At 63.9% G+C, this 23,360-nt stretch carries 22 protein-coding genes; 10 read left to right on the top strand and 12 right to left on the bottom strand.

All coding sequences use genetic code 11. From position 1 onward, the window contains the following. The first annotated feature begins 52 nt into the window (after positions 1–52). A complete protein-coding gene (betA, locus tag AAGW23_RS13780) occupies positions 53–1,765 on the top strand; it encodes a choline dehydrogenase (protein WP_342406992.1) in 1,713 nt (570 codons plus the stop codon). A 227-nt stretch (positions 1,766–1,992) separates the two neighbouring features. Here betA and AAGW23_RS13775 read toward each other — a convergent pair whose 3' ends face one another. Next, positions 1,993–2,769: a ferredoxin--NADP reductase gene (locus AAGW23_RS13775; RefSeq protein WP_342406991.1), complete on the bottom strand. Its 777-nt coding sequence runs from the start codon at positions 2,767–2,769 to the stop codon at positions 1,993–1,995. A gap of 277 nt (positions 2,770–3,046) precedes the next feature. Between AAGW23_RS13775 and AAGW23_RS13770 the strand changes: the two genes are divergently transcribed. From AAGW23_RS13770 to AAGW23_RS13755, 4 genes are all read left to right on the top strand, one after another. Continuing rightward, positions 3,047–4,174: a class I SAM-dependent methyltransferase gene (locus tag AAGW23_RS13770; RefSeq protein WP_342406990.1), complete on the top strand. Its 1,128-nt coding sequence runs from the start codon at positions 3,047–3,049 to the stop codon at positions 4,172–4,174. Next, complete coding sequence (locus AAGW23_RS13765; protein ID WP_342406989.1) at positions 4,171–4,548, top strand: MerR family transcriptional regulator; 378 nt, start codon at positions 4,171–4,173, stop codon at positions 4,546–4,548. Before AAGW23_RS13770 ends, AAGW23_RS13765 begins: the two co-directional genes overlap by 4 nt. Before the next feature lie 57 nt (positions 4,549–4,605). After that, positions 4,606–4,995, top strand: a complete 390-nt coding sequence (locus AAGW23_RS13760; protein ID WP_342406988.1) for a carboxymuconolactone decarboxylase family protein — start codon at positions 4,606–4,608, stop codon at positions 4,993–4,995. A gap of 282 nt (positions 4,996–5,277) precedes the next feature. Beyond that, entirely contained in the window at positions 5,278–6,504 is a 1,227-nt protein-coding gene (locus AAGW23_RS13755; protein WP_342406987.1) for an MFS transporter, read from the top strand. Between the two features lie 100 nt (positions 6,505–6,604). On the opposite strand, the gene AAGW23_RS13750 is transcribed toward AAGW23_RS13755, so the two are convergent. The 4 genes from AAGW23_RS13750 to AAGW23_RS13735 form a co-directional block, all read right to left on the bottom strand. Further along, complete coding sequence (locus tag AAGW23_RS13750; protein WP_342406986.1) at positions 6,605–8,809, bottom strand: xanthine dehydrogenase family protein molybdopterin-binding subunit; 2,205 nt, start codon at positions 8,807–8,809, stop codon at positions 6,605–6,607. Further along, the gene (locus AAGW23_RS13745) at positions 8,806–9,792 is read right to left on the bottom strand and encodes a xanthine dehydrogenase family protein subunit M (RefSeq protein WP_342406985.1); all 987 of its coding nucleotides are present in this window, start codon (positions 9,790–9,792) and stop codon (positions 8,806–8,808) included. Before AAGW23_RS13745 ends, AAGW23_RS13750 begins: the two co-directional genes overlap by 4 nt. After that, a complete protein-coding gene (locus tag AAGW23_RS13740) occupies positions 9,789–10,322 on the bottom strand; it encodes a (2Fe-2S)-binding protein (protein ID WP_342406984.1) in 534 nt (177 codons plus the stop codon). The genes AAGW23_RS13745 and AAGW23_RS13740 overlap by 4 nt, the downstream gene beginning before the upstream one ends. A 224-nt stretch (positions 10,323–10,546) precedes the next feature. Beyond that, a complete protein-coding gene (locus tag AAGW23_RS13735; RefSeq protein ID WP_319299812.1) occupies positions 10,547–11,149 on the bottom strand; it encodes a nucleotidyltransferase family protein in 603 nt (200 codons plus the stop codon). 342 nt (positions 11,150–11,491) lie between these two features. On the opposite strand from AAGW23_RS13735, the gene AAGW23_RS13730 reads away from it, so the two are divergent. The 3 genes from AAGW23_RS13730 to AAGW23_RS13720 all read left to right on the top strand — a co-directional run bounded on the left by AAGW23_RS13730 (position 11,492) and on the right by AAGW23_RS13720 (position 14,524). Further along, positions 11,492–12,787 (top strand): NCS2 family permease, encoded by a 1,296-nt coding sequence (locus AAGW23_RS13730; protein WP_342406983.1) that lies wholly within the window; start codon positions 11,492–11,494, stop codon positions 12,785–12,787. 329 nt (positions 12,788–13,116) lie between these two features. Then, positions 13,117–14,205, top strand: a complete 1,089-nt coding sequence (gene trmA / locus AAGW23_RS13725) for a tRNA (uridine(54)-C5)-methyltransferase TrmA (protein ID WP_342406982.1) — start codon at positions 13,117–13,119, stop codon at positions 14,203–14,205. Between the two features lie 73 nt (positions 14,206–14,278). Beyond that, entirely contained in the window at positions 14,279–14,524 is a 246-nt protein-coding gene (locus tag AAGW23_RS13720) for a hypothetical protein (RefSeq protein WP_342406981.1), read from the top strand. Positions 14,525–14,552: 28 nt separating this feature from the next. On the opposite strand, the gene AAGW23_RS13715 is transcribed toward AAGW23_RS13720, so the two are convergent. After that, a complete protein-coding gene (locus tag AAGW23_RS13715) occupies positions 14,553–16,112 on the bottom strand; it encodes a 2Fe-2S iron-sulfur cluster-binding protein (protein ID WP_342406980.1) in 1,560 nt (519 codons plus the stop codon). A gap of 141 nt (positions 16,113–16,253) precedes the next feature. Between AAGW23_RS13715 and AAGW23_RS13710 the strand changes: the two genes are divergently transcribed. Both AAGW23_RS13710 and AAGW23_RS13705 read left to right on the top strand, forming a co-directional pair. Further along, positions 16,254–16,658 carry a DUF1924 domain-containing protein gene (locus AAGW23_RS13710; RefSeq protein WP_342406979.1) on the top strand — a complete coding sequence of 135 codons (405 nt, stop codon included), beginning with the start codon at positions 16,254–16,256 and terminating at the stop codon, positions 16,656–16,658. Between the two features lie 9 nt (positions 16,659–16,667). Further along, positions 16,668–17,189 carry a hypothetical protein gene (locus AAGW23_RS13705; protein WP_342406978.1) on the top strand — a complete coding sequence of 174 codons (522 nt, stop codon included), beginning with the start codon at positions 16,668–16,670 and terminating at the stop codon, positions 17,187–17,189. A gap of 57 nt (positions 17,190–17,246) precedes the next feature. On the opposite strand, the gene AAGW23_RS13700 is transcribed toward AAGW23_RS13705, so the two are convergent. From AAGW23_RS13700 to AAGW23_RS13675, 6 genes are all read right to left on the bottom strand, one after another. After that, a complete protein-coding gene (locus AAGW23_RS13700) occupies positions 17,247–19,412 on the bottom strand; it encodes an LTA synthase family protein (RefSeq protein ID WP_342406977.1) in 2,166 nt (721 codons plus the stop codon). A 12-nt stretch (positions 19,413–19,424) separates the two neighbouring features. Then, positions 19,425–19,850, bottom strand: a complete 426-nt coding sequence (locus tag AAGW23_RS13695; RefSeq protein WP_342406976.1) for a diacylglycerol kinase — start codon at positions 19,848–19,850, stop codon at positions 19,425–19,427. After that, positions 19,843–20,559 carry a lipopolysaccharide kinase InaA family protein gene (locus tag AAGW23_RS13690; RefSeq protein WP_342406975.1) on the bottom strand — a complete coding sequence of 239 codons (717 nt, stop codon included), beginning with the start codon at positions 20,557–20,559 and terminating at the stop codon, positions 19,843–19,845. The genes AAGW23_RS13695 and AAGW23_RS13690 overlap by 8 nt, the downstream gene beginning before the upstream one ends. Positions 20,560–20,561: 2 nt before the next feature. Further along, positions 20,562–21,239, bottom strand: a complete 678-nt coding sequence (locus tag AAGW23_RS13685) for a class I SAM-dependent methyltransferase (RefSeq protein WP_102838082.1) — start codon at positions 21,237–21,239, stop codon at positions 20,562–20,564. Between the two features lie 81 nt (positions 21,240–21,320). Beyond that, positions 21,321–22,595: a HAMP domain-containing sensor histidine kinase gene (locus AAGW23_RS13680; RefSeq protein ID WP_342406974.1), complete on the bottom strand. Its 1,275-nt coding sequence runs from the start codon at positions 22,593–22,595 to the stop codon at positions 21,321–21,323. Then, on the bottom strand, positions 22,585–23,268 hold the full coding sequence (locus tag AAGW23_RS13675) for a response regulator transcription factor (protein ID WP_014821492.1): 684 nt from the start codon (positions 23,266–23,268) through the stop codon (positions 22,585–22,587). Before AAGW23_RS13675 ends, AAGW23_RS13680 begins: the two co-directional genes overlap by 11 nt. Positions 23,269–23,360 lie beyond the last annotated feature (92 nt).

Raw genomic sequence — 23,360 nt, 5'->3', positions numbered from 1 at the left:
CGTGCCTGCTGATGGCGCGAGACTGCCGGTCTCCATTCGGGAGAATGCGGCTGTGAAGGAATTTGACTACATCATCATCGGCGCCGGCTCGGCCGGTAACGTGCTGGCTACCCGGCTGACCGAAGACGCCGACGTCAGCGTGCTACTGCTCGAAGCCGGAGGCCCCGACTATCGGATGGACTTCCGTACCCAGATGCCCGCCGCGCTCGCCTTTCCGCTACAGGGCCGGCGCTATAACTGGGCCTACGAGACCGACCCCGAACCGCACATGAACAACCGCCGCATGGAATGTGGTCGCGGCAAGGGCCTGGGTGGCTCCTCGCTGATCAATGGCATGTGCTACATCCGCGGCAACGCCATGGACTACGACGGCTGGGCCAAGGCGCCCGGCCTGGAAGACTGGAGCTACCTCGACTGCCTGCCCTACTTCCGCAAGGCTGAAACCCGCGACATCGGCCCCAACGACTACCACGGTGGCGCAGGCCCGGTGAGCGTGACCACGCCCAAGTCCGGCAATAATCCCCTGTTCCGCGCCATGATCGAGGCCGGCGTGCAGGCCGGTTATCCGGAAACCGACGACCTCAACGGCTATCGCCAGGAAGGCTTCGGCCCGATGGACCGCACGGTCACCCCCAATGGCCGTCGCGCCAGCACCGCGCGCGGCTACCTGGACATGGCCCGTGGCCGACCGAACCTGACCATCGTGACCCATGCGCTGACCGATCGAATTCTGTTCAGCGGCAAGCGGGCCATCGGCGTGGCGTACCTGCACGGCACCAGTGACACACCGGTGCTCGTCCACGCCCGCCGCGAAGTGCTGCTGTGCAGCGGCGCGATCGCCTCGCCACAGATCCTGCAACGCTCAGGCGTGGGCCCGGGCGCGCTGCTGCGCGAACTCGGCATCCCGATCGTTCACGAGCTTCCGGGCGTCGGCGCCAACCTGCAGGATCACCTGGAGATGTACCTGCAATACGCCTGCAAGCGACCGGTCTCGCTCTACCCCGCGCTGCAGTTGCATAACCAACCATTGATCGGCGCCGAATGGCTGTTCCTCGGCAAAGGCATCGGCGCCAGCAACCAGTTCGAGGCCGGCGGTTTCATTCGTTCACGTGCCGAGTTCGAATGGCCAAACCTCCAGTACCACTTCCTGCCGGTGGCGATTAACTACAACGGCAGCAACGCAGTGAAGGAGCACGGCTTCCAGGCCCATGTCGGTTCCATGCGCTCGCCCAGCCGCGGGCGCGTACATGCCCGCTCGCGGGACCCGCGCCAGCACCCGAGCATCCTGTTCAACTACATGTCCTGTGAGCAGGACTGGCAGGAGTTCCGCGACGGCATCCGCATTACCCGGGAAATCATGGCGCAGTCGGCGCTGGACCCTTATCGCGGTCGCGAGCTGAGCCCCGGCGCGGATGTCCAGAGCGATGCCGAACTGGATGAGTTTGTCCGCCAACACGCCGAAACCGCGTTCCACCCCTCCTGCTCCTGCAAGATGGGCGAGGACGAGATGGCAGTGGTCGACGGCCAGGGCCGGGTGCACGGCCTGGATGGACTGCGGGTGATCGATGCCTCAATCATGCCGCTGATCACCACCGGCAACCTCAACGCCCCCACCATCATGATGGCCGAGAAGCTTGCCGACCGGATTCGCGGCCGCACGCCGCTACCGCGCAGTACCGCGCCCTACTACGTCGCCGCAAACGCCCCGGCTCGCGGCTTACCGCAGCCACAACCGGCGGTCGCCCTCCGTGCCGCAAGCGTCTAAGCGCCCGACTCGTGGCAGTGGAGGTAGAAAGGTTGCCGAGTGCCCCGCGCGCATTCAGGAGTCAGGCACGTTTAACCAAGCGTCCATTAATGCAGGGTGGATGACGCTCTTTTCATACACCTCTGCCTCCGCCCGGTGGATCGGCGAAGCGTGATCCACCCTACAAAGCTTCATGGCGTGGCTAAGGGCCGAATTGGGCGAGGTCGACCTGACGACCAGAGCCAGCGTCACCAATAGTTTTCCACCGCCACCTGTCCCGGCCGCCGGGTCAGGCTCAGATTGAGGTCGCGTGTTTTCAGCAGGGTGCGGGTGTCTTCGATCATCTGCGGGTTGCCGCAGAGCATGATGCGCGAGTGCTCCGGCTCCAGCTTCAGATCGGCGGCCCGTTCCAGCTCGCCGCTCTCGATCAGCGTGGTGACGCGGCCGTGCAGCGCGCCAGGCACCTGCTCGCGGGTCACCACAGGTAGGTAGGTCAGCTTCGAGCCGAGCCCTTCCAGATAGTCGCGCTGCGGCAACTCACGAATCAGTTCTTGATAGGCCAGCTCGGATGCCGTGCGCGCGCTGTAGACCAGAATGATCCGCTCGAACCGCTGCCAGACCTCGAAGTCCTGCAGAATCGAGAGAAACGGTGCGATACCGGTGCCGGTGCCCAGTAACCAAAGGTCGCGGCCATCGATGAAGCGGTCGAGGGTCAGGAAGCCGAATGCCTGCTTGTCCACCAGCAACTCGTCGCCGGGCTCGAGGCGACTCAGCTCGCTGGTGAATTCGCCGCCCGGCACCACGATGGAGAAGAAATCGAGAAACTCATCGTGCGGCGCCGATACCATCGAATAGGCGCGCCAGACAATGCTGCCGCTCGGCTTACGGACGCCCAGCCGCGCGAATTGCCCGGCGTTGAAGCGGAACCCCGGGTCGCGGGTGGTACGCAAGGTGAACAGGTTGGGCGTCAGCGTCCGCACCTTGAGCAGACGCTGGCGGGTGAACTTCTCTTCGCTGACGGTCATACTTCACTCCTTCCGAACTTGGGCGAACCACGTACCCAGGTCGTGGAAAAACGTAGACGAGGCAGGCAAGACAAGGCAGAAACAGCCGAACAAGCGGAGTTTAGTTTTCTAAATGAGCATGACTCACTTCGTTCGCCCTCCGGGCCGCGCTGATGCGCGTTAGTCGCAAGCGACTTTCTGAGGCTGGTTCTAACGCAGTATTGCCAACGCAGTTAGTTTTTCCGCGGCCTGGGACCTTGATACTCCATTCCGACGCCTATAAACACCGCCAGTTCTTATGCCTATTCTCGAAACGCCATACGCCCGCCTCGACCTGGTCCGCCAGCCCGAACAGCCCAACGAACCCTTGCAGGCGTTCGATGCAGCTGACGAATACCTGTTGGCGCAGCTGCACGAGCAAGGCTTGGCTGCGACAACGCGGGTGCTGATCCTCAACGACAGCTTCGGCGCCCTGGCCTGCTCGCTGGCGCAGCACGTACAGGTCACCAGCAGCGGCGATTCGCACCTGGCACACCTGGCGCTGGAAAAGAACCTGCAGCGCAACGCGCTGGCCGACGACGCCGTGACGTTCGTTCCGGCCAGTGACGTGACGCAGGGTCCGTTCGACCGCGTACTGATCCGCGTGCCGAAGACCCTTGCTCTGCTGGAAGAACAGCTGATCCGCCTGCATGGCCAACTGGCGCCGGGTGCTCAGGTGGTCGCCGCCGCGATGATCAAGCATCTGCCGCGCGCGGCCGGCGACCTGTTGGAGAAATACATCGGCCCGGTGCAGGCCTCGCTGGCGCTCAAGAAAGCGCGTCTGCTGACCGCAACGCCAGTAGACAAGCCCGTACCTCACTCGCCTTACCCGACCCGCTACCGCCTCGATCAGCCAGCCCTCGAGCTGCTCAATCACGCCAACCTGTTCTGCCGCGAAGACCTCGATATCGGCACTCGGGCTTTTCTTCCGCATCTGCCCAAGGCGCTCGGCAACCTGCGGGCCGCGGATCTGGGCTGTGGCAACGGTGTGCTCGGCATCGTCTACGCGCTGGGCAATCCGCAAGCACAGATGACGCTGGTGGACGAGAGCTACATGGCGGTGCAGTCGGCGCGGGAAAACTGGCAGGCCATCCACGGCGACCGGCCCGCCGACATCCGTGCCGGCGATGGGTTGGCCGAGCAGCCGATGGATTCGCTGGATCTGGTGCTGTGCAATCCGCCCTTCCATCAGCAGCAGGTGGTCGGTGACTTCCTCGCCTGGCGGATGTTCACCCAGGCCAAGACGGCGCTGGCCAAGGGGGGCGAGCTATGGATCGTCGGCAACCGCCACCTCGGCTATCACCTCAAGCTCAAGCGCCTGTTTGGCAAGGCCGAGCAGGTCGCGGCGACGCCAAAATTCGTGATCTTGCGGGCGATCAAACCATGAGCGACACGCCGGTTCGGATGAGCGTGCAGCAGTTTGCCGCTCGAACCGGCCTGTCCGCCCACACCCTGCGTTACTACGAAAAGATCGGCCTGCTGCGGCAGGTCGCTCGGGATGCCAGCGGCTGTCGAGTGTACGGCCCGCGCGATCTGGAATGGGTCGGTTTCATCTTGCGTCTGAAAGAAACGAACATGGCGCTGGACGACATCATCCGCTACGCCGATCTGCGCGAGCGTGGCGATTCCACGCGTGAGGCACGTCAGGCATTGCTCGTAGCCCACGCCGCTAAGCTGCAGGAACGTCTCCAGCGCGACCGTGAGCACCTTGATGCGCTGCAGAAAAAGATCGAGTTGTATCGCCAGCAAACGACCGCTTGACTTAGAGTCGACTCCAACCCGCAGGCTTTCCTCTCACCCAACCGAGAGGACTGATTCATGCCTGTATCCACCCGCTATACCGAAGGCCTGGCCAAGCTCGAGCAGATCGATGGAGACGCCGGCCGCAAGGTCATTGACAGCATGCAAGCCATCGCCCCGGATCTGGCCCGTTACGTCATTGAATTCCCCTTCGGCGATATCTACCAACGCCCCGGCCTCGACCTGCCGCAGCGTGAGCTCGCCACGGTCGCAGCACTGACCGCGCTCGGCCATTGCCAACCGCAGCTGGCCGTGCACATCCACGGCGCGCTGAACGTCGGCTGCACGCCGGACCAGATCGTCGAGGTGATCATCCAGATGGCGGTTTATGCCGGTTTCCCTGCAGCATTGAACGGCATGGCGACCGCCAAGGCGGTGTTTGCAGAGCGCGGGTTGTTGCCTGAATGAAGCCCGACGCCTGAATTGCATGCGCATTGGTGAACCCAGTCCGCCACGGACACCAAAACGCGTCTACGGTGGGATAAAGCCCACCCTACGGCGGAAAGTCGACGAGAATTCTTCTAAGTAAGGTGGGCTTCAGCCCACCAGAGCAACCTGTCTCGACTGCTGGCGGGCCAAAGCAAAACCCCGTTCGTCCTCACTGTGCGACTTTCAACAGGCCGATTCCCTCAAAGCGCCACCGCGACTGAATGCTAATCTGCGCCACTGCCAACCTTGCGCCTCGACCTGATGTCCATACACGCCAAACTCCTGCTGCGCCACCAACGCCCCTTCATCAAGTTCTGGTTTGCTCGCGTGTTCACCGCCAGCGGCTTCCAGATGCTGGCCGTGGCCATTGGCTGGCACATGCACGAGCTGACCGGGAGCGTGCTCGACCTCGGGCTGGTCGGGCTGGCCGAGTTCTTTCCCCGCCTGCTGTTCATCCTCTGGACCGGACACGTCGCCGACCGCTTCGACCGCCGCCGTGTCGCGGCACTGTGTCAGGCCCTGCAGGGCCTGATTGCGTTGGCCTTGGTGCTCGGTGCCGGTGGGCTCGGCGTCACCCGCGAGATGATCTTCGTGCTGGCCTTTCTGCTGGGCAGCGCGCGCGCTTTTGAAGGACCCGCCACCCAGGCGCTGTTACCCAGCCTGGTGCCAACTCAACTGTTTCCCGCTGCCGTGGCCGCCTCATCCTCGGCCATGCAAACGGCGACCATCGTCGCGCCCGCATTGGGCGGCCTACTCTTCGCCATCGGTCCACTGTGGGTTTATGGCCCGGTCGCGCTGCTGTTCGCCCTCGCCTGCAGCCTGATGCTGAGCCTGCCGAAGCGCCCGGCCCCACCGAAGCAAACCGGCCCGGCGATGGACAACCTGCTCGCGGGGATGCGCTTCATCCGCAGCCGACCGGATATCTTCGGCGCCATCTCGCTGGACATGTTCGCTGTGCTGCTGGGTGGCGCGACGGCACTGCTGCCGGTGTTCGCCAAGGACATCCTGCTCACCGGCCCCTGGGGACTCGGTTTGCTGCGCTCGGCACCCGCGGTGGGCGCGCTGTTGATGTCCTTATGGCTGGCGCGCTACCCGATCAACAAGCGCGTCGGCCGAGTGATGTTCGCCGCTGTCGGAGTGTTCGGCCTGGCCACCATCGCCTTCGGCCTGTCGACCTCGTTCTGGCTCTCGATGGGCGTGCTCGCCGTTCTCGGCGCGGCGGACATGATCAGCATGGTGATCCGCGGGGCGTTCGTGCAGCTGGAGACGCCGGACGCGATGCGGGGCCGAGTCAGCGCTGTGAATGGATTGTTCATCGGTGCATCGAACCAGCTCGGCGAGTTCGAGTCCGGCCTGACGGCGCACTGGTTCGGCACGGTGCCGGCAGTAGTGCTCGGTGGCGTCGGCACGCTGATTATCACCGGCACCTGGATGAAGCTGTTCCCGACGCTGGCCAACCGCGACCAGCTACATCGGGATCTGGATTAGCGGTTTCGGTGGAAGACGCTTAGCGGTCTTCCACCCTACAGCCGTTGCCTGCCAACCGTAGGGTGGAAAACGGCGCAGCCTTTTCCACGCGCCTGGCCGGTTACAACACCTTGTCCAAGGTGATCGGCAAGTCCCTCACGCGCTTGCCGGTGGCATGGTAGATGGCGTTGCCCACCGCCGCCGCCACACCGACGATGCCGATTTCGCCGACGCCCTTGGAGCCCAGCGCGTTGACGATTTCGTCCTTCTCCTCGACGAAAAACACGTCGATATCGTTGATATCGGCATTGATCGGGACGTGGTACTCGGACAGGTTGTGGTTCATGTAACGACCCAGGTTGTGGTCGATCATGGTTTCCTCATGCAGCGCCTGGCCGATACCCCACACCACACCGCCGGTGATCTGGTTGCCGGCTGTCTTCGGATTAACCACGCGCCCGGCCGCTACCGCACTGACCACGCGACTCACTTTCACCGTGCCCAATGATTCATCCACACGCACCTCAACAAAGATCGCCGAATGCGTAGAGATCGAGTATTCACTGCGTTTTTCGCCCGGCTTGGCGCTGACTTCCGCCTCGATCACGCCGTTGGCAGCGATGATCTCCGCCAACTCGACCCAATGTTCTGGCGAGGCCCTCAAGCGCATCTGACCGTCGACGAACTCGACATCCTCAAGCTTGGCCCCGGTAAAAGGCGATACCGGCGCCTGCTGCGCTGCGTCGAGCAATTTCGCCTGCAGCCCTTCACACGCCTGCTGCACGGCTGTGCCAACGGAAGACACCGTGAAGGAGCCACCCTCAAGCGGCGCCTGCGACAGGTTCGAATCACCCAGGCGAAACTCCACCTGCTCCATCGGCAGGCCCATCGCCGCCGCCGCGATTTGGGTCATCACGGTGTAGGTGCCAGTACCGATGTCGGAGGTGGCGCTGCTGACCACCAGCCGACCGTCGGGCTCCAGGCACGCCTTGGCGGCGGCCGGCATCTGCATCGCCTCCCAGACGCCGGTGGCCATGCCCCAGCCGATCAGCTGGTTGCCATCGCGCATGGAGCGCGGCGCCATCGAGCGGCGTGACCATCCAAAGCGCTCGGCGCCCTGCTCGTAGCACTGGCGCAGCTCCTTGCTGGAATACGGCTTGTCCTCGTTGGCATTGCGCTCGGAGTAGTTGGTCAGGCGCAACTGCAGCGGGTCGATGTTCGCTGCGTAGGCCAGTTCATCCATGGCGCTTTCCAGGGCGTAGACGCCAATGGTCGCGCCCGGTGCCCGCATGTCCAGCGGCGTGTAGACGTCGAGCGGCACCAGCTGGTAGTCGAGCCTGGCGTTCGGGCACTTGTAGAGCATCCCGGACCACTCGACCTCATGCTCGGTGAAGTCCTCGAAGCGGGACGTCTGACCGATCGCCTGGTGGGTGATGGCCTGCAGTTCTCCGCTGGCGTTTGCGCCAATCGACAGCCGCTGCACGGTGCGCGGACGATAGCCAAAGGTGAACATCTGCTGGCGTTTGAGGGTGACACGCACCGAACGCTTTAGCTTGAGCGCCGCCATCACCGCCAGCGTCAGCTGATATTGAGGACGCAAGCCGGAACCGAAGGCGCCGCCGACAAACGGCGAGAGGATGCGGATCTTGCCCTCCATGTCGAACACCCCTTCCAGATAGCGCATGCAGTTCTGCACGCCCTGGGTCTTGTCGTAGATCTCCAGGTTGCCTTCGGGAAAGTAGTGAACGGTCGAGGCATGCGGTTCCATCGGATTGTGGTGCTCGACCGGCGTGGTGTACTGCACGTCCACCTTGAACTGCGCGCTGGCCAGGGCGCTGTCTACGTCCCCACGCGGCTCCGGCAGGTCGGCCGGGGCCTTGTGCATGGTTTCCAGTTCGCTGAGCAGGTCTGTGTGATGGGACTCGCGCTCGTACTCGACGCGCACCAGGCTGCCGGCGTAGCGGGCCAGTTCGAGGTTTTCCGCGACGACCAGCGCGATCGGCTGGCCGCTGTAGAGAATGCGGTCGTTGAACAGCGGCCGGAACGGCGAGCCGTCGGCGGCATCATCGTCCTCATAAGGATCGTCGTAGCTCGCAATGGGCGGACGGTTCTGGTGGGTCAACACCAGCGTCACGCCCGGCACCGCTTCGGCCGCGCTTGCGTCGATGCTGATGATTCGACCACGCGCGATACTGCTGTTGACCACGCTGCCGTAGAGCAGGCCGGGCACATCGAACTCACCGGCGTAATGCGCCTGGCCCGTAACTTTCAGCGGGCCATCGACGCGGTTGAGCGGCTGCCCGAGCGGGGAATTGGCTGGTTTCATTGGGCGGCTCCTTTGGCGGCGTCGGTCAGGGCGCGGACGATGGCGCGGTGGCCCAGGTCGATCTTGAAGGCGTTGTGTTCGAAACCGCTGGCACCCTCGAGCAGGATGTCGGCAGCGGCGCTGAACGCAGCCTCGTCAGCCGTTTTGCCAACCAGCGCCGCCTCCGCTTCCTTCTTGCGCCAGGGTTTATGCGCCACGCCGCCCATGGCGATGCGGGCACTGCGAATGCTGTCGCCGTCCATCTCCAGTGCAGCAGCGACCGAAACCAGGGCAAACGCATAGGAGGCACGATCACGCAGCTTGAGGTAGCTGCTGTGCGCGGAGAAGTCCTGTGGCGGCAACTCGACCGCGGTGATCAGCTCACCCTCGATCAGGGTGTTGTCCTGCTCGGGCGCATGGCCCGGCAAGCGGTGGAAGTCGGCCATGGGAATGCGCCGCTCGCCCCGCTGCCCTTGCACATGCACCACCGCCTCCAGTGCCGCCATCGCCACGCACATGTCTGAGGGATGGACGGCAATGCAGGCGTCGCTGTGGCCGAGAATCGCGTGGATGCGATTGAGGCCCTCGCGCGCCGAGCAGCCGGTACCGGGCTCGCGCTTGTTGCACGGTGTGGTGGCATCGTAGAAGTAGTAGCACCGGGTGCGCTGCAGTAGGTTGCCGCCGGTGGTGGCCATGTTGCGCAACTGCGGCGAGGCGCCCGCCAGGATGGCCTGTGACAGCAGCGGATAGCGGGCTTCCACCAGCGGATGCCAGGCCAGATCCGCATTGCTGACCAGCGCACCGATGCGCAGACCGCCCTCGGGCGTCTCTTCAATATCCGCCAGCGGCAGCTGGGTGATATCGATCAGCTGCGACGGACGGGTAACGTTTTCCTTCATCAGATCGAGCAGATTGGTGCCGCCGGCGATGTAACGGCTGTCCGGCCGGAACTGCCCGATGGCTTCTTCGACGCTGCTTGGGCGTGCGTAGCTGAAGGGGTTCATGGCGTCACCTCCTTCGCACCGGCAAGCCGCTCGCGCGTCTCCTTGGTCGCCTCCTCGATGGCTGCAACAATGTTCGGATAGGCGCCACAGCGGCAGACGTTGCCGCTCATCTGCTCACGCAGATCATCACGGGATTGCACCCGCCCTTCGGCCACCATGCCCACCGCCGAGCAGATCTGCCCGGGCGTGCAATAGCCGCACTGAAAGGCGTCGTGTTTGACGAAGGCGGCTTGCATCGGGTGCAGCTCCTCGCCCTCTGCCAGCCCTTCGATGGTGGTCAGCTGGGCGCCGTCATGCATCACGGCCAGGGTCAGGCAGCTGTTGATGCGCTTGCCGTTGAGCAGCACGGTACAGGCACCGCACTGGCCGTGGTCACAGCCCTTCTTTGTGCCCGTCAGGTGCAGTTGTTCGCGCAGCAGATCAAGCAGTGTGGTCCAGGGATAGACCTCGACTTCGCGGCGCTGACCGTTCAGTTGGAGGGTAATGGAACAGGCGGAAATCCCACCTGCAGCGGTAGATGTTTCGCTCATGGCAGCCTCACGGTTTGGGAGTCTTCGGCTGCCTGTTCTGTGCAGGATCGCCGAAAACTTCAGGCATTAGGTGCGCTGTCCGTGCGCTTAGGGGTACGACTGCTACGTCGGAAAAAACGTTCAGCTGATGGGCCGGAAGGAATCGGAAGGGGCCGACAGGTTTGTGCTGGGCCCTTCAACCGCAGCCCGCGAGGCAACGACCACTGATCGGCACCGCGCCGGCCTCAGGCGTCTCGGCGATCCTCCGGTCGGTCGATGTCCTGCAGCACACCCACATCATCAATCTCGACTTCGGTGACTGGGCCCGAAGCGAACAGGGCCTGCGCGCCGCGATCGCCGTCGAGTGCCATTACCTGAGAGCGGTAGCAACTACCGATGCCTCGCGGATGACCAAGCTGCCCGACATGGCGCGGCACCACCAGCCGCTCCTGGCGGATTTCAGCGGCAATGCCACGGATGGTTTCGCGGCGGATATAAGGCATGTCGCCAAGCGCGACCAGCCAGCCCTGCTCGGCCGGATACTGCGCAATGGCCTGCGCCAGGCTGTGGCCCAGGCCGTTGCTGCGCACCGTAAAGACCTCGGCACCGAATGATCCGGCCCGCTGATCAAGCCACGCGCGCAGCGCAAGATTATCCTCGCGGGTGACCACCACCAGTCGCTCCGTGATCCCTGCCAGCGACTCGAGCGTCGAGGCCAGCACGCCGGGTGCAGCAGGCGTATCACGACTGGGCGCGAGCAGCTTGTCTTGATCGACAAGCTCGCGGTAACGGCTGCCCTGCCCGGCTGCCAGCACCAGCGTGCACAGCCCCATGATCGGCTCAGGCATAGACAGGCTCCTTTGCAGAGGACCCGCCCCAGCCATGGCCTCGACTGCCTGGCGGCCCAAACCCTTGGCTGCATCTTTTGAACATCTCACCCTCGAAAACCGCAGTGCACACACAGGCGCGTGATGCACCCGATGGCTCTTTGGACAGGCGCCAGCCTTAGAGGTGGCAGAGCCCGACGAAGCAGAACTGACGGGTCACTCTAATCACATTCAACCGGCTGGAACGACGGTGTAAGATGCGCCGCTTTTGCGGGCATCGCCCGGATAAGCTTTGCTGTAACGAGCAAGTCGTCCATAGAGACAACCCCAACGCATAATCGACCGGCAAGAAGAGGAATCAAAATGCTGGAGAAGCTGTTCCAACTCAAGGCGCACAACACCACGCTGCGCACCGAGATCCTCGCCGGTCTCACCACTTTCCTGACGATGGCCTACATCCTCTTCGTCAACCCCAGCATCCTGGCCGAGACGGGCATGGACCACGGCGCAGTCTTCGTCGCCACTTGCCTGGCTGCGGCCATCGGCTCGGCGATCATGGGCCTGGTTGCCAACTACCCGATCGCACTGGCGCCGGGCATGGGCCTAAATGCCTTCTTTACCTACACCGTGGTGCTGACCATGGGCTACACCTGGCAGACCGCGCTGGGTGCGGTGTTCCTGTCGGGTGCGATCTTCTTTCTGCTGTCGATCTTCAAGATCCGTGAGTGGATCATCCACAGCATTCCGCTGGCGCTGCGCTCGGGCATCGCGGCGGGTATCGGCCTGTTCCTGGCGATCATCGCGCTGAAGAACGCCGGCATCGTCGTCGACAATCCGGCCACGCTGGTCGGCCTGGGCGACCTCACCGCTGGCGGCCCGCTGCTGGCCTGCCTCGGCTTCTTCCTGATCGCCGCGCTGGCTTACCGCAAGGTCACCGGCGCCGTGATGATCGGCATTCTGGTCGTCACCGTCCTGTCGATCATCCTTGGTCTCTCCGAGCTCAACGGCGTGGTATCCATGCCGCCGTCGCTGGTGCCGACCTTCATGCAGCTGGACATCATGGGTGCGCTGGACATCGGTCTGGTCAGCGTGATTTTTGCCTTCCTCTTCGTCGACCTGTTCGATACCTCCGGCACCCTCATCGGCGTGGCGCAGAAGGCCAACCTGCTGGACAAGGACGGTCGCATGCCACGCCTGGGCCGCGCGCTCTTGGCTGACAGCACCGCGACCATGGCCGGCGCTGCGCTGGGCACCTCGACCACCACCAGCTACATCGAATCCGCCGCCGGGATCAGCGCAGGCGGCCGCACCGGCCTGACCGCGTGCGTCGTCGCCCTGCTGTTCCTGCTCAGCCTGTTCTTCGCCCCGCTGGCGGGCGCCGTTCCGGCTTACGCCACCGCACCGGCCCTGTTATTCGTTGCTGTGTTGATGATGAGCAGCCTGGTCAACATCGACTGGGAAGACCTCACCGTCGCCGCACCGGTGGCCATTGCCGCACTGGCCATGCCGCTGACCTTCTCCATCGCCAACGGCATCGCCTTCGGCTTCATCGCCTGGACCGCGATCAAGCTGCTGGCCGGGCGCTGGCGCGACCTGAGCCCGGCGATGTGGATCCTGTCGATCCTGTTCGTGATCAAGCTGGGCTGGTTCGCCGGCTGATGACGCCCTGGGCACGATGACGCGCTCATCATTCACCTGCCGTGCGGTAATGGTGGATGGGTGAAGCATCATCCACCCTACGTCTTATCGGCCCTTCCAAGAGTGTTCATGAGTTTTGTAGGGTGGGCTTCAGCCCACCAAAGCAGCCCAGAGCGGGACCAGCCCGCGCCTGACAACCACAGCGGACGACCGTACAATCCGCGCCCTCCGGTTGCGTAGGTGGATGACGCTTTTTTCATCCACCTTTCATGCAGAGACGGTGGATGGATGAAGCGCCACCTGCGCGCCACGATCCACCCTACGATTTACCTACCACTCCAAGGGTCCTCATGAGCGCTCCGCAGTTCGATCCCGCCACTTACGACGCCCAACTCGCCGAGAAAGCCGCGCGGCTGGTAGAACTGCTGGCGCCCTTCGACGCACCCGCGCCGGACGTCTTCGATTCACCGCGTGAACACTATCGCCTGCGAACCGAGTTCCGCCTGTGGCGCGAAGACGGCCAGCGCCACTACGCGATGTTCGAGCCCGGCGACAAGCACACGCCAATCCTGATCGACAGCTTCCCTATCGCCAGTCGCCGCATCAATGAGCTGATGCCGCAGCTCAAGGCTGCCTGGCAAGCCAGCGAGACGCTGAGCTTCAAGCTGTTCCAGGTCGAATTTCTGACCACGCTCTCCGGCGACGCGCTGATCACCCTCGCCTATCACCGCCCGCTGAACGACGCCTGGCAGACCGAAGCTGAACAGCTCGCTGAGAAGCTTGGGGTGAGCATCGTCGGCCGCTCCAAGGGCAAACGCATCGTCATTGGCCGCGACTATGTGACCGAGCAACTGACCGTTGCGGGGCGAACCTTCAGCTACCGGCAACCCGAAGGCGCTTTCACCCAGCCCAACGGCGAGGTGTGCCAGAAGATGCTGAATTGGGCGTTTGAGGCGCTAGGCGAACGCAGCGACGACTTGCTCGAGCTGTATTGCGGAAACGGCAATTTCACCCTTCCATTGGCGACCCGGGTACCCAAGGTGCTCGCGACCGAAATCAGCAAGTCCTCGGTCAATGCCGCGCTGGCCAACCTCGATGACAATGGCATCGACAACGTCAGCCTGGTTCGCCTGTCGGCCGAGGAACTGACCCAGGCGCTGAACGAAGTACGCCCGTTCCGCCGCCTAGCCGGCATCGACCTGAAGAGTTACGCCTTCGGCAGCGTCTTCGTCGATCCGCCCCGCGCCGGTATGGACCCGGACACCTGCGAACTCACGCGCCGCTTCGAGCGCATCCTCTACATCTCCTGCAACCCGGAAACCCTCGCGGCCAACATCGCCCAGTTGCACGACACCCACCGCATCGAGCGCTGCGCACTGTTCGACCAGTTCCCCTATACACACCACATGGAATCGGGCGTGTTGCTGGTTCGCAAATGACCACCGGGTAAACGCCGGCAACTCGTCGGCGTTCTACTTCTGTCACCATCCGGCCGTTACGGGAGATGCATACGTGCTGATGCTCGAGCCGATCGGCAGCCCCGGCCCGACGCGCGAAAAAGGCCTGCGCATCGTCTATGACCTCGAGACCTGGCTCGTGGGCAGCCTGGCAGCCACACGACCTGCCGATGACGGAGCGTTGACCCCGCCTCGCCACAACGCGCCGCAGGGCGGCGAGCGACCAGCGATTTCCGCGCCGCCAGGCCGCGGCATGGTCTTGGCCTTTGCGGCCGGCCAAGTGGACAAGGCTGAGGCGTAACCCGCCTTAGGACTCGCAGATCCGCTCGTCAGTACTCAACCTGCAGTTCGTCGCTCCTCGGTTCGGCCTGGCAAGCCAGCGCCCAACCCTGATGTACGTCCTGCGCGCTCAACACCTGATTGCTGCGCATCCTTACGCTGCCTTCCACCACCCGGCATTTGCATACGGCGCAGACGCCCGAGCGGCAGGCATTCGGTGGTTGCAGGCCAGCCTGTTCCATCGCCTCCAGCAACACCTCACCGCGCCGTACATCCAGCTCATAATGACGGCCGTCGAGCGCCACCTTCAGGCGACTCCGCCGTGCGCCCGGCGCGGCGGCCGACACAGCAGTACCAAAACGCTCCAGATGGATGCGAGCGGCCTCCACGCCCAGTTCACTCAGCGCGGCGCTGGCGGCGTTCATGAACGGTTGCGGCCCGCAGACATAGGCGTCGGCGGCAGCCCAACCGGCAATCATCGCGGCAATGGCCGGGCCGCTAGGCACGCCCTGTTCTGCATCCAGCCAGATGCAAAGCTGTAGGCGCTCGGGATATCGCGCGGACCATTCAGCCAGCTCCTCGGCAAAGATCAGCGAAGCGGCATCGCGGCTGGCGCAGAACAGGCACACCCGCCCGCTACCCTCGACCAGCGCCGCCTGCAGGATCGCCATCAGCGGCGTGATACCGCTGCCTGCATCGAGCAGCAGCAGATCGTCATCCAGGTTGCGCGGCACAAACAGGCCGGCCGGCGGCAACGCCTCGATACAGTCGCCCGCCTGCAGGGTATCCAGCAGCCAGTTCGATGCGCGCCCGCCAGGCACGCGCTTGACGGTGATGCGCAGCGCGCCATCACCCTGCGGCCGCTGCGACAGCGAATAGCAGCGCAGCAGCGGCATCTCGCCACAGGGCACCTTCAGCGTGAGGACCTGCCCCGGCTGCGCGGTAAAGCCTACGCGCTGGGCGACCGGCACCTGCAGTATGAACGAGCAGCTGTCGGCAGTTTCGGCCTGGCATGAGGCGATGCGCAGGCGGGTGAACTCCCCTGATACGGGGACGGGGACGGGGGCAGACAACGTCGTGCCCGGGCTCTGCGCCGGTCCTGCCGAGGACGGGCCGCGCAGCATCGGCCACACCATCTTGCGGCGAAACAGCAGCACGTAACCGACGTGCAGGCCGATCAGCCACAGTCCCAGGTTGGCGAATAATTCGTGCATTTCGTCGGGTTCATCCAGCCAGACGATGAAGTCGATGTCGCTGGCGGCGCCGAACACCTCCGCGCCGACGCCGGGCAATGCGCCAAGCACGTCGCCGTTATCGACCATCCCCAACCCAATCAGGCTGGCCAACGCAAAGCTCGCCAGCGCGCCGACCGTCAGCCACTTGCCGATTGCCGACAGGCCGGGCTTACGGCGCTGCCCCTTCGGCGGCAGCAGCTTTGGAAAACCGCGCAGGCGCAGCGGCACGATCAATAGGCGCCACATCAGCAATGCCACCAGGCCATAGCCCAGCCAGATATGCAGCAGCTCTGCGTCGTCGCCGCTCAGATAGACGCCAAGAAAGAAACCGGCCAGTAGCCAGTGAAACAAGCGAAAGCGTTTGAAGGCAGCCACGGCGGCAATCCTCGATATAGGGAATGCCTCCCTTGTATGCCCTTCAGCTGAAGCCAAGCTGAATGCCATCACCTGGCTAGATTCAGCTTGGCGTAAGGCGGGGCGCCTAGGCTGCGCTCATCCATCCTGGAGGACCGCACCATGAAAGCCCACCTTATCGCGCTCGCCTGCTGCCTTAGCCTGCCAGCGCTAGCTGATTCCGAACATCCTCTGCTGGCCGGCTACGCCGCGCAGGCCCGTCAGCAGGATTCGAACTTCAGCGGCTTTTCCACCGAGCGCGGCAAGGCGCTGTACTTCGCCGAGGAGCAGCGCAACGGCAAGACCATGAGCTGCACCACCTGCCACACTGCCGACCCGCGCCAACCCGGCAAGACGCCCGCTCACCGCAAGGTCGATCCGCTGGCGCCGGCCGCCAATCCCGAGCGCTTCACCGACCTGAAGAAAGTTGAAAAGTGGTTCCGCCGCAACTGCGACGACGTTTTCGCCCGCGAATGCACGGCGCAAGAAAAAGGCGACTTCATCAGCTGGATCGACAGCATCAAATAGGAGCGCGCCATGAAGATCGCATCCATCGTGGCCGTCGCCGGGCTGACGTCCGCCCTGGCACTGACCGGTTTCAGCCTTGCCGATGACAACGACCATGATCACCAGAGCTACAAGCGCCCCAAGCGCCTGGCGGTGCCGAGCGACGCATCACTGGTATGGAAGGAGGAATGCGCCGCCTGTCACATGCTCTACCCGCCGGGCCTGCTGCCGGCCGAGGCCTGGCGCCAGCAAATGCAGACGCTTGATGAGCACTACGGCAGCAATGCCACGCTTGATCCCGAACAGGAGCGCGAGATCCTCGACTTCCTGCTGCGTGCGTCGGCGGGCAACCGCTTGCCGGTGGAACGCTCGTCGACTGCTGGCGAGCCGCCGCGCATCAGCCAGACCCGCTGGTTCGAACGCAAGCACGACGAGGTCAGCGAAGCCAAGTTCGCACGGGAGTCCGTTGGCGGTCGCGCCAACTGCGTGGCCTGCCACCGCGACGCCGAGCGCGGCGACTTCGATGACGACAAGGTGAAGATCCCGCGTTGAGCGCCACCCCCTTTCCATAAAGCCAAGCCGTAAGTCGTTTGTCACCGGAACATCGGCTCAGCCTTCGGTCGCCTGGCGCACAAGGATCGGCGGCCTGGACGACTCTGCCGGCACCACCGCTCTGGCCAGCGGCACACCGCCGGGCGCTGCCCCGCGCTCACGATCCGCGCTGCGATTGCCCAGCAGGCTGGCCGTCGCAGTCTGCAGGTAGGCTTCCAGTTGACGCTGCAACTGCGCCGCCTCGGCATCCGGCGCGAGTCGTTCACCCTGAGGATTGGCACCCAGGCGGTAGCGATACAGGCGTGCCGTTTGCTCCTTGGGCTGCACCAGGACGCGGTCACCGCGAATCATCGCCACCGTCTGGTCGCTGCCCGACGGCTTGATGATGCCGAAACCGGGGTCGTTTGGCGCCAGGCTGAGCAAGTCGCGGCCCCAGCACTGGTGCCGCACCTCGCCGCCAAGCCGCCCCATGATGGTCGGCACCACGTCGACCTGCGTCCCAACCACATTACGGCGGCTGCCGAAACGCTCGGTAATGCCCGGCGCAATCAACAGCAGCGGCACGTTGAAGCGGAACAGGTCCATCTCGGTCACCTCCTCCGGCACCCCAAAGCCGTGGTCGCCGACCACCACGAACAGCGTCTGTGCGAACCAGGGCTCGCCACGCACCCTGTCGAAGAATTGCCCCAGCGCCCAGTCCGAATAGCGCATCGCGGTCAGGTGCTGATCCAGATTGCCATGCCCCTGTACCGGAGCGACCGGCAGCTGTTCCGGCAGCGCATAGGGCGTGTGATTGGACAGTGTCTGCAGCAGCGCATAGAACGGTTTGCCGCGGCCCAGCTGACCAAGCTCCTCGGCGGCGCGGGCGAACATGTCCTGGTCGGAGACGCCCCAGGTCGGGTCTGCGACCACCGGGTTCACATAGTCACTGCGGCCGATAAAGCGGGTCATGCCCTGGTTGCTGAAGAAGCCGGACTGGTTGTCCCAGGCGAAATCGCCGTTGTAGACATAGACGTCGTTGAACTGCCGCGCGCTGAGCAGTTGCGGCAAGCCGGAGAAACGGTTGCCGCCCTCGGGGGTCTGCATCAGGTACTCGAAGCCCGGCAGGTTGGGGAAGCAGGCCATGCTGGCGAACATGCCCTGGTGAGTGTGTGTCCCGTTGGCGAAGAAGCGGCTGAATAGCAGACCATCCTCAGCAAGACGGTCGAAATTGGGTGTGATGCTTTCCCCGCTGCCCAGCGCGCCGACGAAGCGCCCGGCGAAGCTTTCCATCAGGATCACCACCACATTGCGCACCGGCAGCTGCCCGTCCACTGGCGGCCGGAAATCGCGGCGTACCGGTGCCAGCTCGGCATCCACCAGTTGGTCGTTGTCGGTCAACAACAGCTCACGGGTGATCGACTGCGCCTGATCGCTCGGAAGCGTCGCCTTCCAGCTGTTGTCGCGGTGGCTGGACAAGCGGTTCCTGGCGGCATCATAGAGCGACAGTGTCGCATTCAGGCCGAGGTGATTGGCGAACATCGATTCGGTAGTGAAGGCATCGCCCCAGCGCAGCGGCGGCCCCTGGCGCAACGTCCCGCGCGCGGCCACCACGCAGACCAGCACCAGCAGGGTGAACACTACCGTGCGGGTATACCAGGCCGCGCCGCCGCGGCTCGCGCTGGTCGAATGAAGCACCGGCGCACCTCGGGTCAGCCGCTCCAGCCACCGGAACAGGGCGAACATCGCTGCGCTCATCACGCCCCAGGCCGCCAGCAGCTGCAGCACCGGGAAGCCGTGCCAGAGCATGCTCAGCACGGTGGCCGGATCTTCCTGCAGGTACTGGAATACCAGGCTGTTGAGGCGCTGATGAAACTCGCGATAGAAGTTCAGCTCGATCAACCCGAGCAGGATAGCCAGGCTGGCGCACACACTCACCCACAGCCGCAGCAGCCCGCGGGCGGCCAACACGCGCACGCTCAGCACGCCGAGCAGCAGCGGTAGCAGGATGTATACCGTCACCCGCAGGTCGAAGCGCAGGCCGTTGCCGAATGCCTCGAAAAAACTGGCCAGCGGTGTGCTGCCGATCAGCTCGCGGTTGAACAGCAGCAGCCCCAGGCGCAACAGAGCAAACAACGCCAGCAAGGCCAGCGCACTGGCAGACGTGAACCGCAGGTGCGCGGCCAAGCCATAGAAACCGGGCAGCGGGCGCTGTCGACCGGGTCGCCGCATTGAGGAAAGCATGGGGTACGTCCTTCAGGGAATCAGAATCACGGCCCAGACCAGGCCGATCAGGCACAGCGCCAGCAGTTGCGCGGCGCTGCCCATGTCCTTGGCCTGCTTGGAAAGCGGGTGCAGTTCGAGCGAGATGCGATCGACCGTCGCCTCGATGGCCGAGTTGAGCAGTTCGACGATAAGGCCGAGCAATACCACAGCAATCAGCACCGCACGTTCGACGCGGCTGACATCGAACAGAAACGCCAAGGGAATCAGCAGCAGATTCAGCAGCACCAGCTGGCGGAATGCCGCTTCGCCCATATAAGCGGCCTTGAGACCTGCCGCCGAATAGCCGGAGGCGTACCAGATCCGCGCCAGTCCGCTGCGACCCTTCAGCGCCGCACCGTCGACCGGCACGTCAACGCCGCTTGTGACATCGGCAACCACGCAAGTCGGCTCAGACATCGCAGTGCAACTCGCTGAAGGTGCGGTGTGCGGCCAGCAATCGTTGCCAGTCCTGCTCCGGCATAGCCTGGCGATGACGTTTGAGCTGGCGCAGGTCATGCCGTGCCGCGGCGCTGCGACGAAGCCGGCGACGGCTCTTTTCCAGATCGAGCAGGGCAACCTCGACTCCGGCCGCATCACCTTCGCCGTGAACCTTGAGGAAGATGTGCTTGGGATAGCAGCAACCATGCTGCCAATGCGCCTGATGGATGCACCCAAGGCTAATGCCGACCGCTGCCAGCATGCGTTCTTGTACTGCCGTACCGAAGCGCTCGCCCAGGCCCTGTTGATACCAGTCTTCCAGGCTGATGAAACGTTCCAGTTCCGTCGTCACCAGCAGCGCCTGCCACTGGCCGGCCTGTTGCCGGGTGCCGCAGTAGACAACTTCGGGTACCCGCACGCCGAGTCGGCCGACGGCCTGTAGCGCCTGCAGTTCACGCAGCACCGTGGGCCTGCCGAACGGATGCAGCAGCGAGCGATACAGGTGGCCGATCTGGCGTTTGCAGTACAGCAGAGGCTGCTGCGGATCGCGCAACCGTATCCGCTGCACACCGCTTTCGCCTGCCCGACGTTGATTGGGTTCCTCGACCCATTCGCCCTGGGTGTTCCACCAGCGTTGAAAGGTGCTGGTGCTGGCTTCGCGAGCTGGCAATACGAGTGGTCGAATCATGCTCACCCCCGCTTGCGCAGCACGTAGACCCGCCACATGGCGTAGCCCGGAAGGAAGTCACTGCGATCTAGGATATCGAAGCCGGCCTCGGCGAATTCCGCCTCGATCACTGAACGCTCGACAACGAAGCGGTTCTGGTTGTCCTTCGCCGGCCGGCGACGCTCCAGGCGCTTGCGCTTCCAGGCCTTGTAGTTGCCATCGACCCACAGCGAGACGATCAGCGTGTCGCGTGTGACGCGGTGGAATTCGCGCAGCATTGCCAGGCGATGCGCCGGGTCGGCGATGTGGTGCAGCAGGCGCATGCAGAAGATGCTGTCTACCGCGTTGTCGCCCATGTCGATGGCGAAGGCCGAGGTCTGAAAGCTCTCGACCCGATAAAGGATCTCGCGCGGCTGCGCAGCCTCGGCAATCGCCAGCATGTCAGCCGAATTATCGGCGGCAAAGATCATCCGGCTCGGGTGCTCGGCCAGCAGCGGCCAGAAGCGCCCGGCGCCGCACGGCAGGTCGAGTACCAGATCGGGGTCGCCGGCGATCTTAAGCGCGCGCCGCGCCATCTGCTCATCACGCCAGTGCGACAGGCGCCGGGCAGGGCCGTCATGGTGTTTATGCAGGTATTCGTAGGCGTGCTGGCGGTCGTACTTGCGCGAGAACTCCAGTTCGATAGGGCTCGATGTCGTCATGGCGGGCATTCCGATAGGTAACGAAACACCACGCTATCGAGACGCGCATCAAGGCTCTGTCAAATGGATGTGAAAAAAACGTCAAACGTCATCGCTTTTCAGACGCACCTGGAAGCAGCTGCCCTTGGGCTCGCATGGGGCTACACCCACTGACCACCCCTGATGTGTGCAGATGCGCTTGACCAGCGACAGCCCTAACCCCAGGCCCTCCCCCCGGCTGTCGGAGCCGCGCACGAAGGGCTGGAACATGCGTTCCTGCTGCTCCAGCGGAATGCCCATGCCAGTGTCTTCTACACGAAAACCAGCGTTTTCGAGAATCAGCCGCACCGTGCCGGTGTCGGTGTAATGCAGGGCATTGCGTAGCAGATTGGACATCACCGAGCCCAGCAGCGTGTGATTGTATTCGCCGCTGTCCTCGCCTTCGCTGACCACATTGAACGTCAGCCCCTTTTCAAGAAACAGCGGCGCCCAGCGCTCGGTCTGCTCCTGCGCCACGCTGCTCAGGCTGGCGGTGCCGGCAAAGGCAGTCTGCTCCGGCCGGGTCCGCGCCAGCATCAGGAACGTCTGCACCAGCTCGTGCATTTCCTGCGCGGCGCGCTCGATGCGCTGGGCCTGGGTACGCGACTTTTCCGGTAGCTCGGTCTGCTCGAGCAGTTCGCAGGCGCCGAGGATGACCATCAGAGGGGTACGCAACTCATGGCTGACGTCGCAGGTGAACAGCCGCTCGCGCTCCAGGCTCTGACGCAGTTGGCCGAGGGTACTGTCGAACGCCGCCGCCACATGGCCCACTTCGTCGTCCGGATATTGCAACGCCAGTGGTGGCGCCAGCGGATGCAGCTGATCGCGATGACGAACCTGCTGCGCCAGGCGTGACAGCGGGGCCATGACTTTCCTCGCCATCAACCAGCCAAGCCCCCAGGCACCAAGGATGCTCAGCACGAATCCGGCCAGCACCACCATGAACAATGCGTTCTCGCGCGCCTCGAATTCATGCTGTTCCTCGACCAGCAGATACTTGGCGCCGTCGATTTCGCGTTGATAGACGTAGTAGGCATCCTCGTTACGGACCAGCTCGGTGAACCCATCGGCGAGCCCCCTGAACGCCTCGGGAATGGCGTAGCCAGGCAGGTTCGAGGCGAAGAATCGGGTGACCGCGTCGAGCCGTGGTGCGTCCCCGTGCACCAGGACGTCATTGAGCACACTGTCCAATTCGTGCCCCAGCTCCTGGGTCACCAGATGCTCCTCGATGAAATGCACGACCGCGACGATTCCGAGGGAAAAGGTCCCGCTGACCACCAGCGTCATCAGCGTGAAGGCGATGACGATGCGTCGCGCGAAGGGTTGCTTAGCCAGCATGTTCAGGCTCCGCGAGACGGAAACCGACGCCATGCACGGTGTGCAGCAGTGGTGCCGCGAACGGCTTGTCGAGTACCTGGCGTAGCTGGTGAATATGGCTGCGCAGGCTGTCGCTGTCGGGAACATCGTTGCCCCAGAGCGCTTCCTCCAACTGCTCGCGCCGTACCACCGCCGGGCTTTTCTGCATGAGGATCGCAAGCAGTTTGTGGCCGATGGGATTCAATCGCAGCGGCTGCCCGGCGCGGGTTGCCTGGAGGGTATCGAGGTCATAGTGCAGATCACCGACATGCAGTTTGTGTTTGCGCGAGCCCTGGCTGCGCCGCAGGATCGCCTCGATACGGGCGACCAGCTCCGACAGCGCGAACGGCTTGATCAGGTAGTCGTCGGCGCCGGCACCCAGCCCTTGCAGCCGATCATTAAGCGCATCACGGGCCGTTAGCATGATGATCGGGGTGTCCCGCCCGGCATCGTCCCGCAGCCGTTTGCAGACCTGCAGCCCATCGATGCCAGGCAACATGATGTCCAGCACGATCAGGTCGTAGTGCTCGGTGGCAGCCAGATGCAGGCCGCTTAGTCCGTCCTGAGCGCAATCGACCACATAGCCTTTGAGCTCCAGGTAGTCCAGGACGTTAGCCAGGATGTCGCGGTTGTCTTCGATGACCAGAATGCGCATATCGGCTCGCTAGCAGGGCAAATGACGGAATTTTCACGCCCTTTTTACGAAGGGCTCACAGGCGGGTGCGCAGACTCCAGCGCGTTCAATCT

This window comes from Stutzerimonas chloritidismutans (assembly GCF_038562055.1).
GTDB classification, from domain to species: Bacteria; Pseudomonadota; Gammaproteobacteria; order Pseudomonadales; family Pseudomonadaceae; genus Stutzerimonas; species Stutzerimonas chloritidismutans_A.
This window is presented reverse-complemented; position numbering and strand designations above follow the sequence as displayed.

Excerpts from the sequence above, each read along its gene's own strand:
- AAGW23_RS13770 (WP_342406990.1), top strand. The coding sequence starts at position 3,047 with ATGCCTATTCTCGAAACGCCATACGCCCGCCTCGACCTGGTCCGCCAG.
- AAGW23_RS13775 (WP_342406991.1), bottom strand. The coding sequence starts at position 2,769 with ATGACCGTCAGCGAAGAGAAGTTCACCCGCCAGCGTCTGCTCAAGGTG.
- AAGW23_RS13675 (WP_014821492.1), bottom strand. The coding sequence starts at position 23,268 with ATGCGCATTCTGGTCATCGAAGACAACCGCGACATCCTGGCTAACGTC.
- AAGW23_RS13735 (WP_319299812.1), bottom strand. The coding sequence starts at position 11,149 with ATGCCTGAGCCGATCATGGGGCTGTGCACGCTGGTGCTGGCAGCCGGG.
- AAGW23_RS13760 (WP_342406988.1), top strand. The coding sequence starts at position 4,606 with ATGCCTGTATCCACCCGCTATACCGAAGGCCTGGCCAAGCTCGAGCAG.
- AAGW23_RS13695 (WP_342406976.1), bottom strand. The coding sequence starts at position 19,850 with ATGTCTGAGCCGACTTGCGTGGTTGCCGATGTCACAAGCGGCGTTGAC.
- AAGW23_RS13755 (WP_342406987.1), top strand. The coding sequence starts at position 5,278 with ATGTCCATACACGCCAAACTCCTGCTGCGCCACCAACGCCCCTTCATC.
- AAGW23_RS13730 (WP_342406983.1), top strand. The coding sequence starts at position 11,492 with ATGCTGGAGAAGCTGTTCCAACTCAAGGCGCACAACACCACGCTGCGC.
- AAGW23_RS13740 (WP_342406984.1), bottom strand. The coding sequence starts at position 10,322 with ATGAGCGAAACATCTACCGCTGCAGGTGGGATTTCCGCCTGTTCCATT.
- AAGW23_RS13685 (WP_102838082.1), bottom strand. The coding sequence starts at position 21,239 with ATGACGACATCGAGCCCTATCGAACTGGAGTTCTCGCGCAAGTACGAC.
- AAGW23_RS13750 (WP_342406986.1), bottom strand. The coding sequence starts at position 8,809 with ATGAAACCAGCCAATTCCCCGCTCGGGCAGCCGCTCAACCGCGTCGAT.
- AAGW23_RS13690 (WP_342406975.1), bottom strand. The coding sequence starts at position 20,559 with ATGATTCGACCACTCGTATTGCCAGCTCGCGAAGCCAGCACCAGCACC.
- AAGW23_RS13705 (WP_342406978.1), top strand. The coding sequence starts at position 16,668 with ATGAAGATCGCATCCATCGTGGCCGTCGCCGGGCTGACGTCCGCCCTG.
- AAGW23_RS13745 (WP_342406985.1), bottom strand. The coding sequence starts at position 9,792 with ATGAACCCCTTCAGCTACGCACGCCCAAGCAGCGTCGAAGAAGCCATC.
- AAGW23_RS13765 (WP_342406989.1), top strand. The coding sequence starts at position 4,171 with ATGAGCGACACGCCGGTTCGGATGAGCGTGCAGCAGTTTGCCGCTCGA.
- trmA (WP_342406982.1), top strand. The coding sequence starts at position 13,117 with ATGAGCGCTCCGCAGTTCGATCCCGCCACTTACGACGCCCAACTCGCC.
- AAGW23_RS13680 (WP_342406974.1), bottom strand. The coding sequence starts at position 22,595 with ATGCTGGCTAAGCAACCCTTCGCGCGACGCATCGTCATCGCCTTCACG.
- AAGW23_RS13710 (WP_342406979.1), top strand. The coding sequence starts at position 16,254 with ATGAAAGCCCACCTTATCGCGCTCGCCTGCTGCCTTAGCCTGCCAGCG.
- AAGW23_RS13700 (WP_342406977.1), bottom strand. The coding sequence starts at position 19,412 with ATGCTTTCCTCAATGCGGCGACCCGGTCGACAGCGCCCGCTGCCCGGT.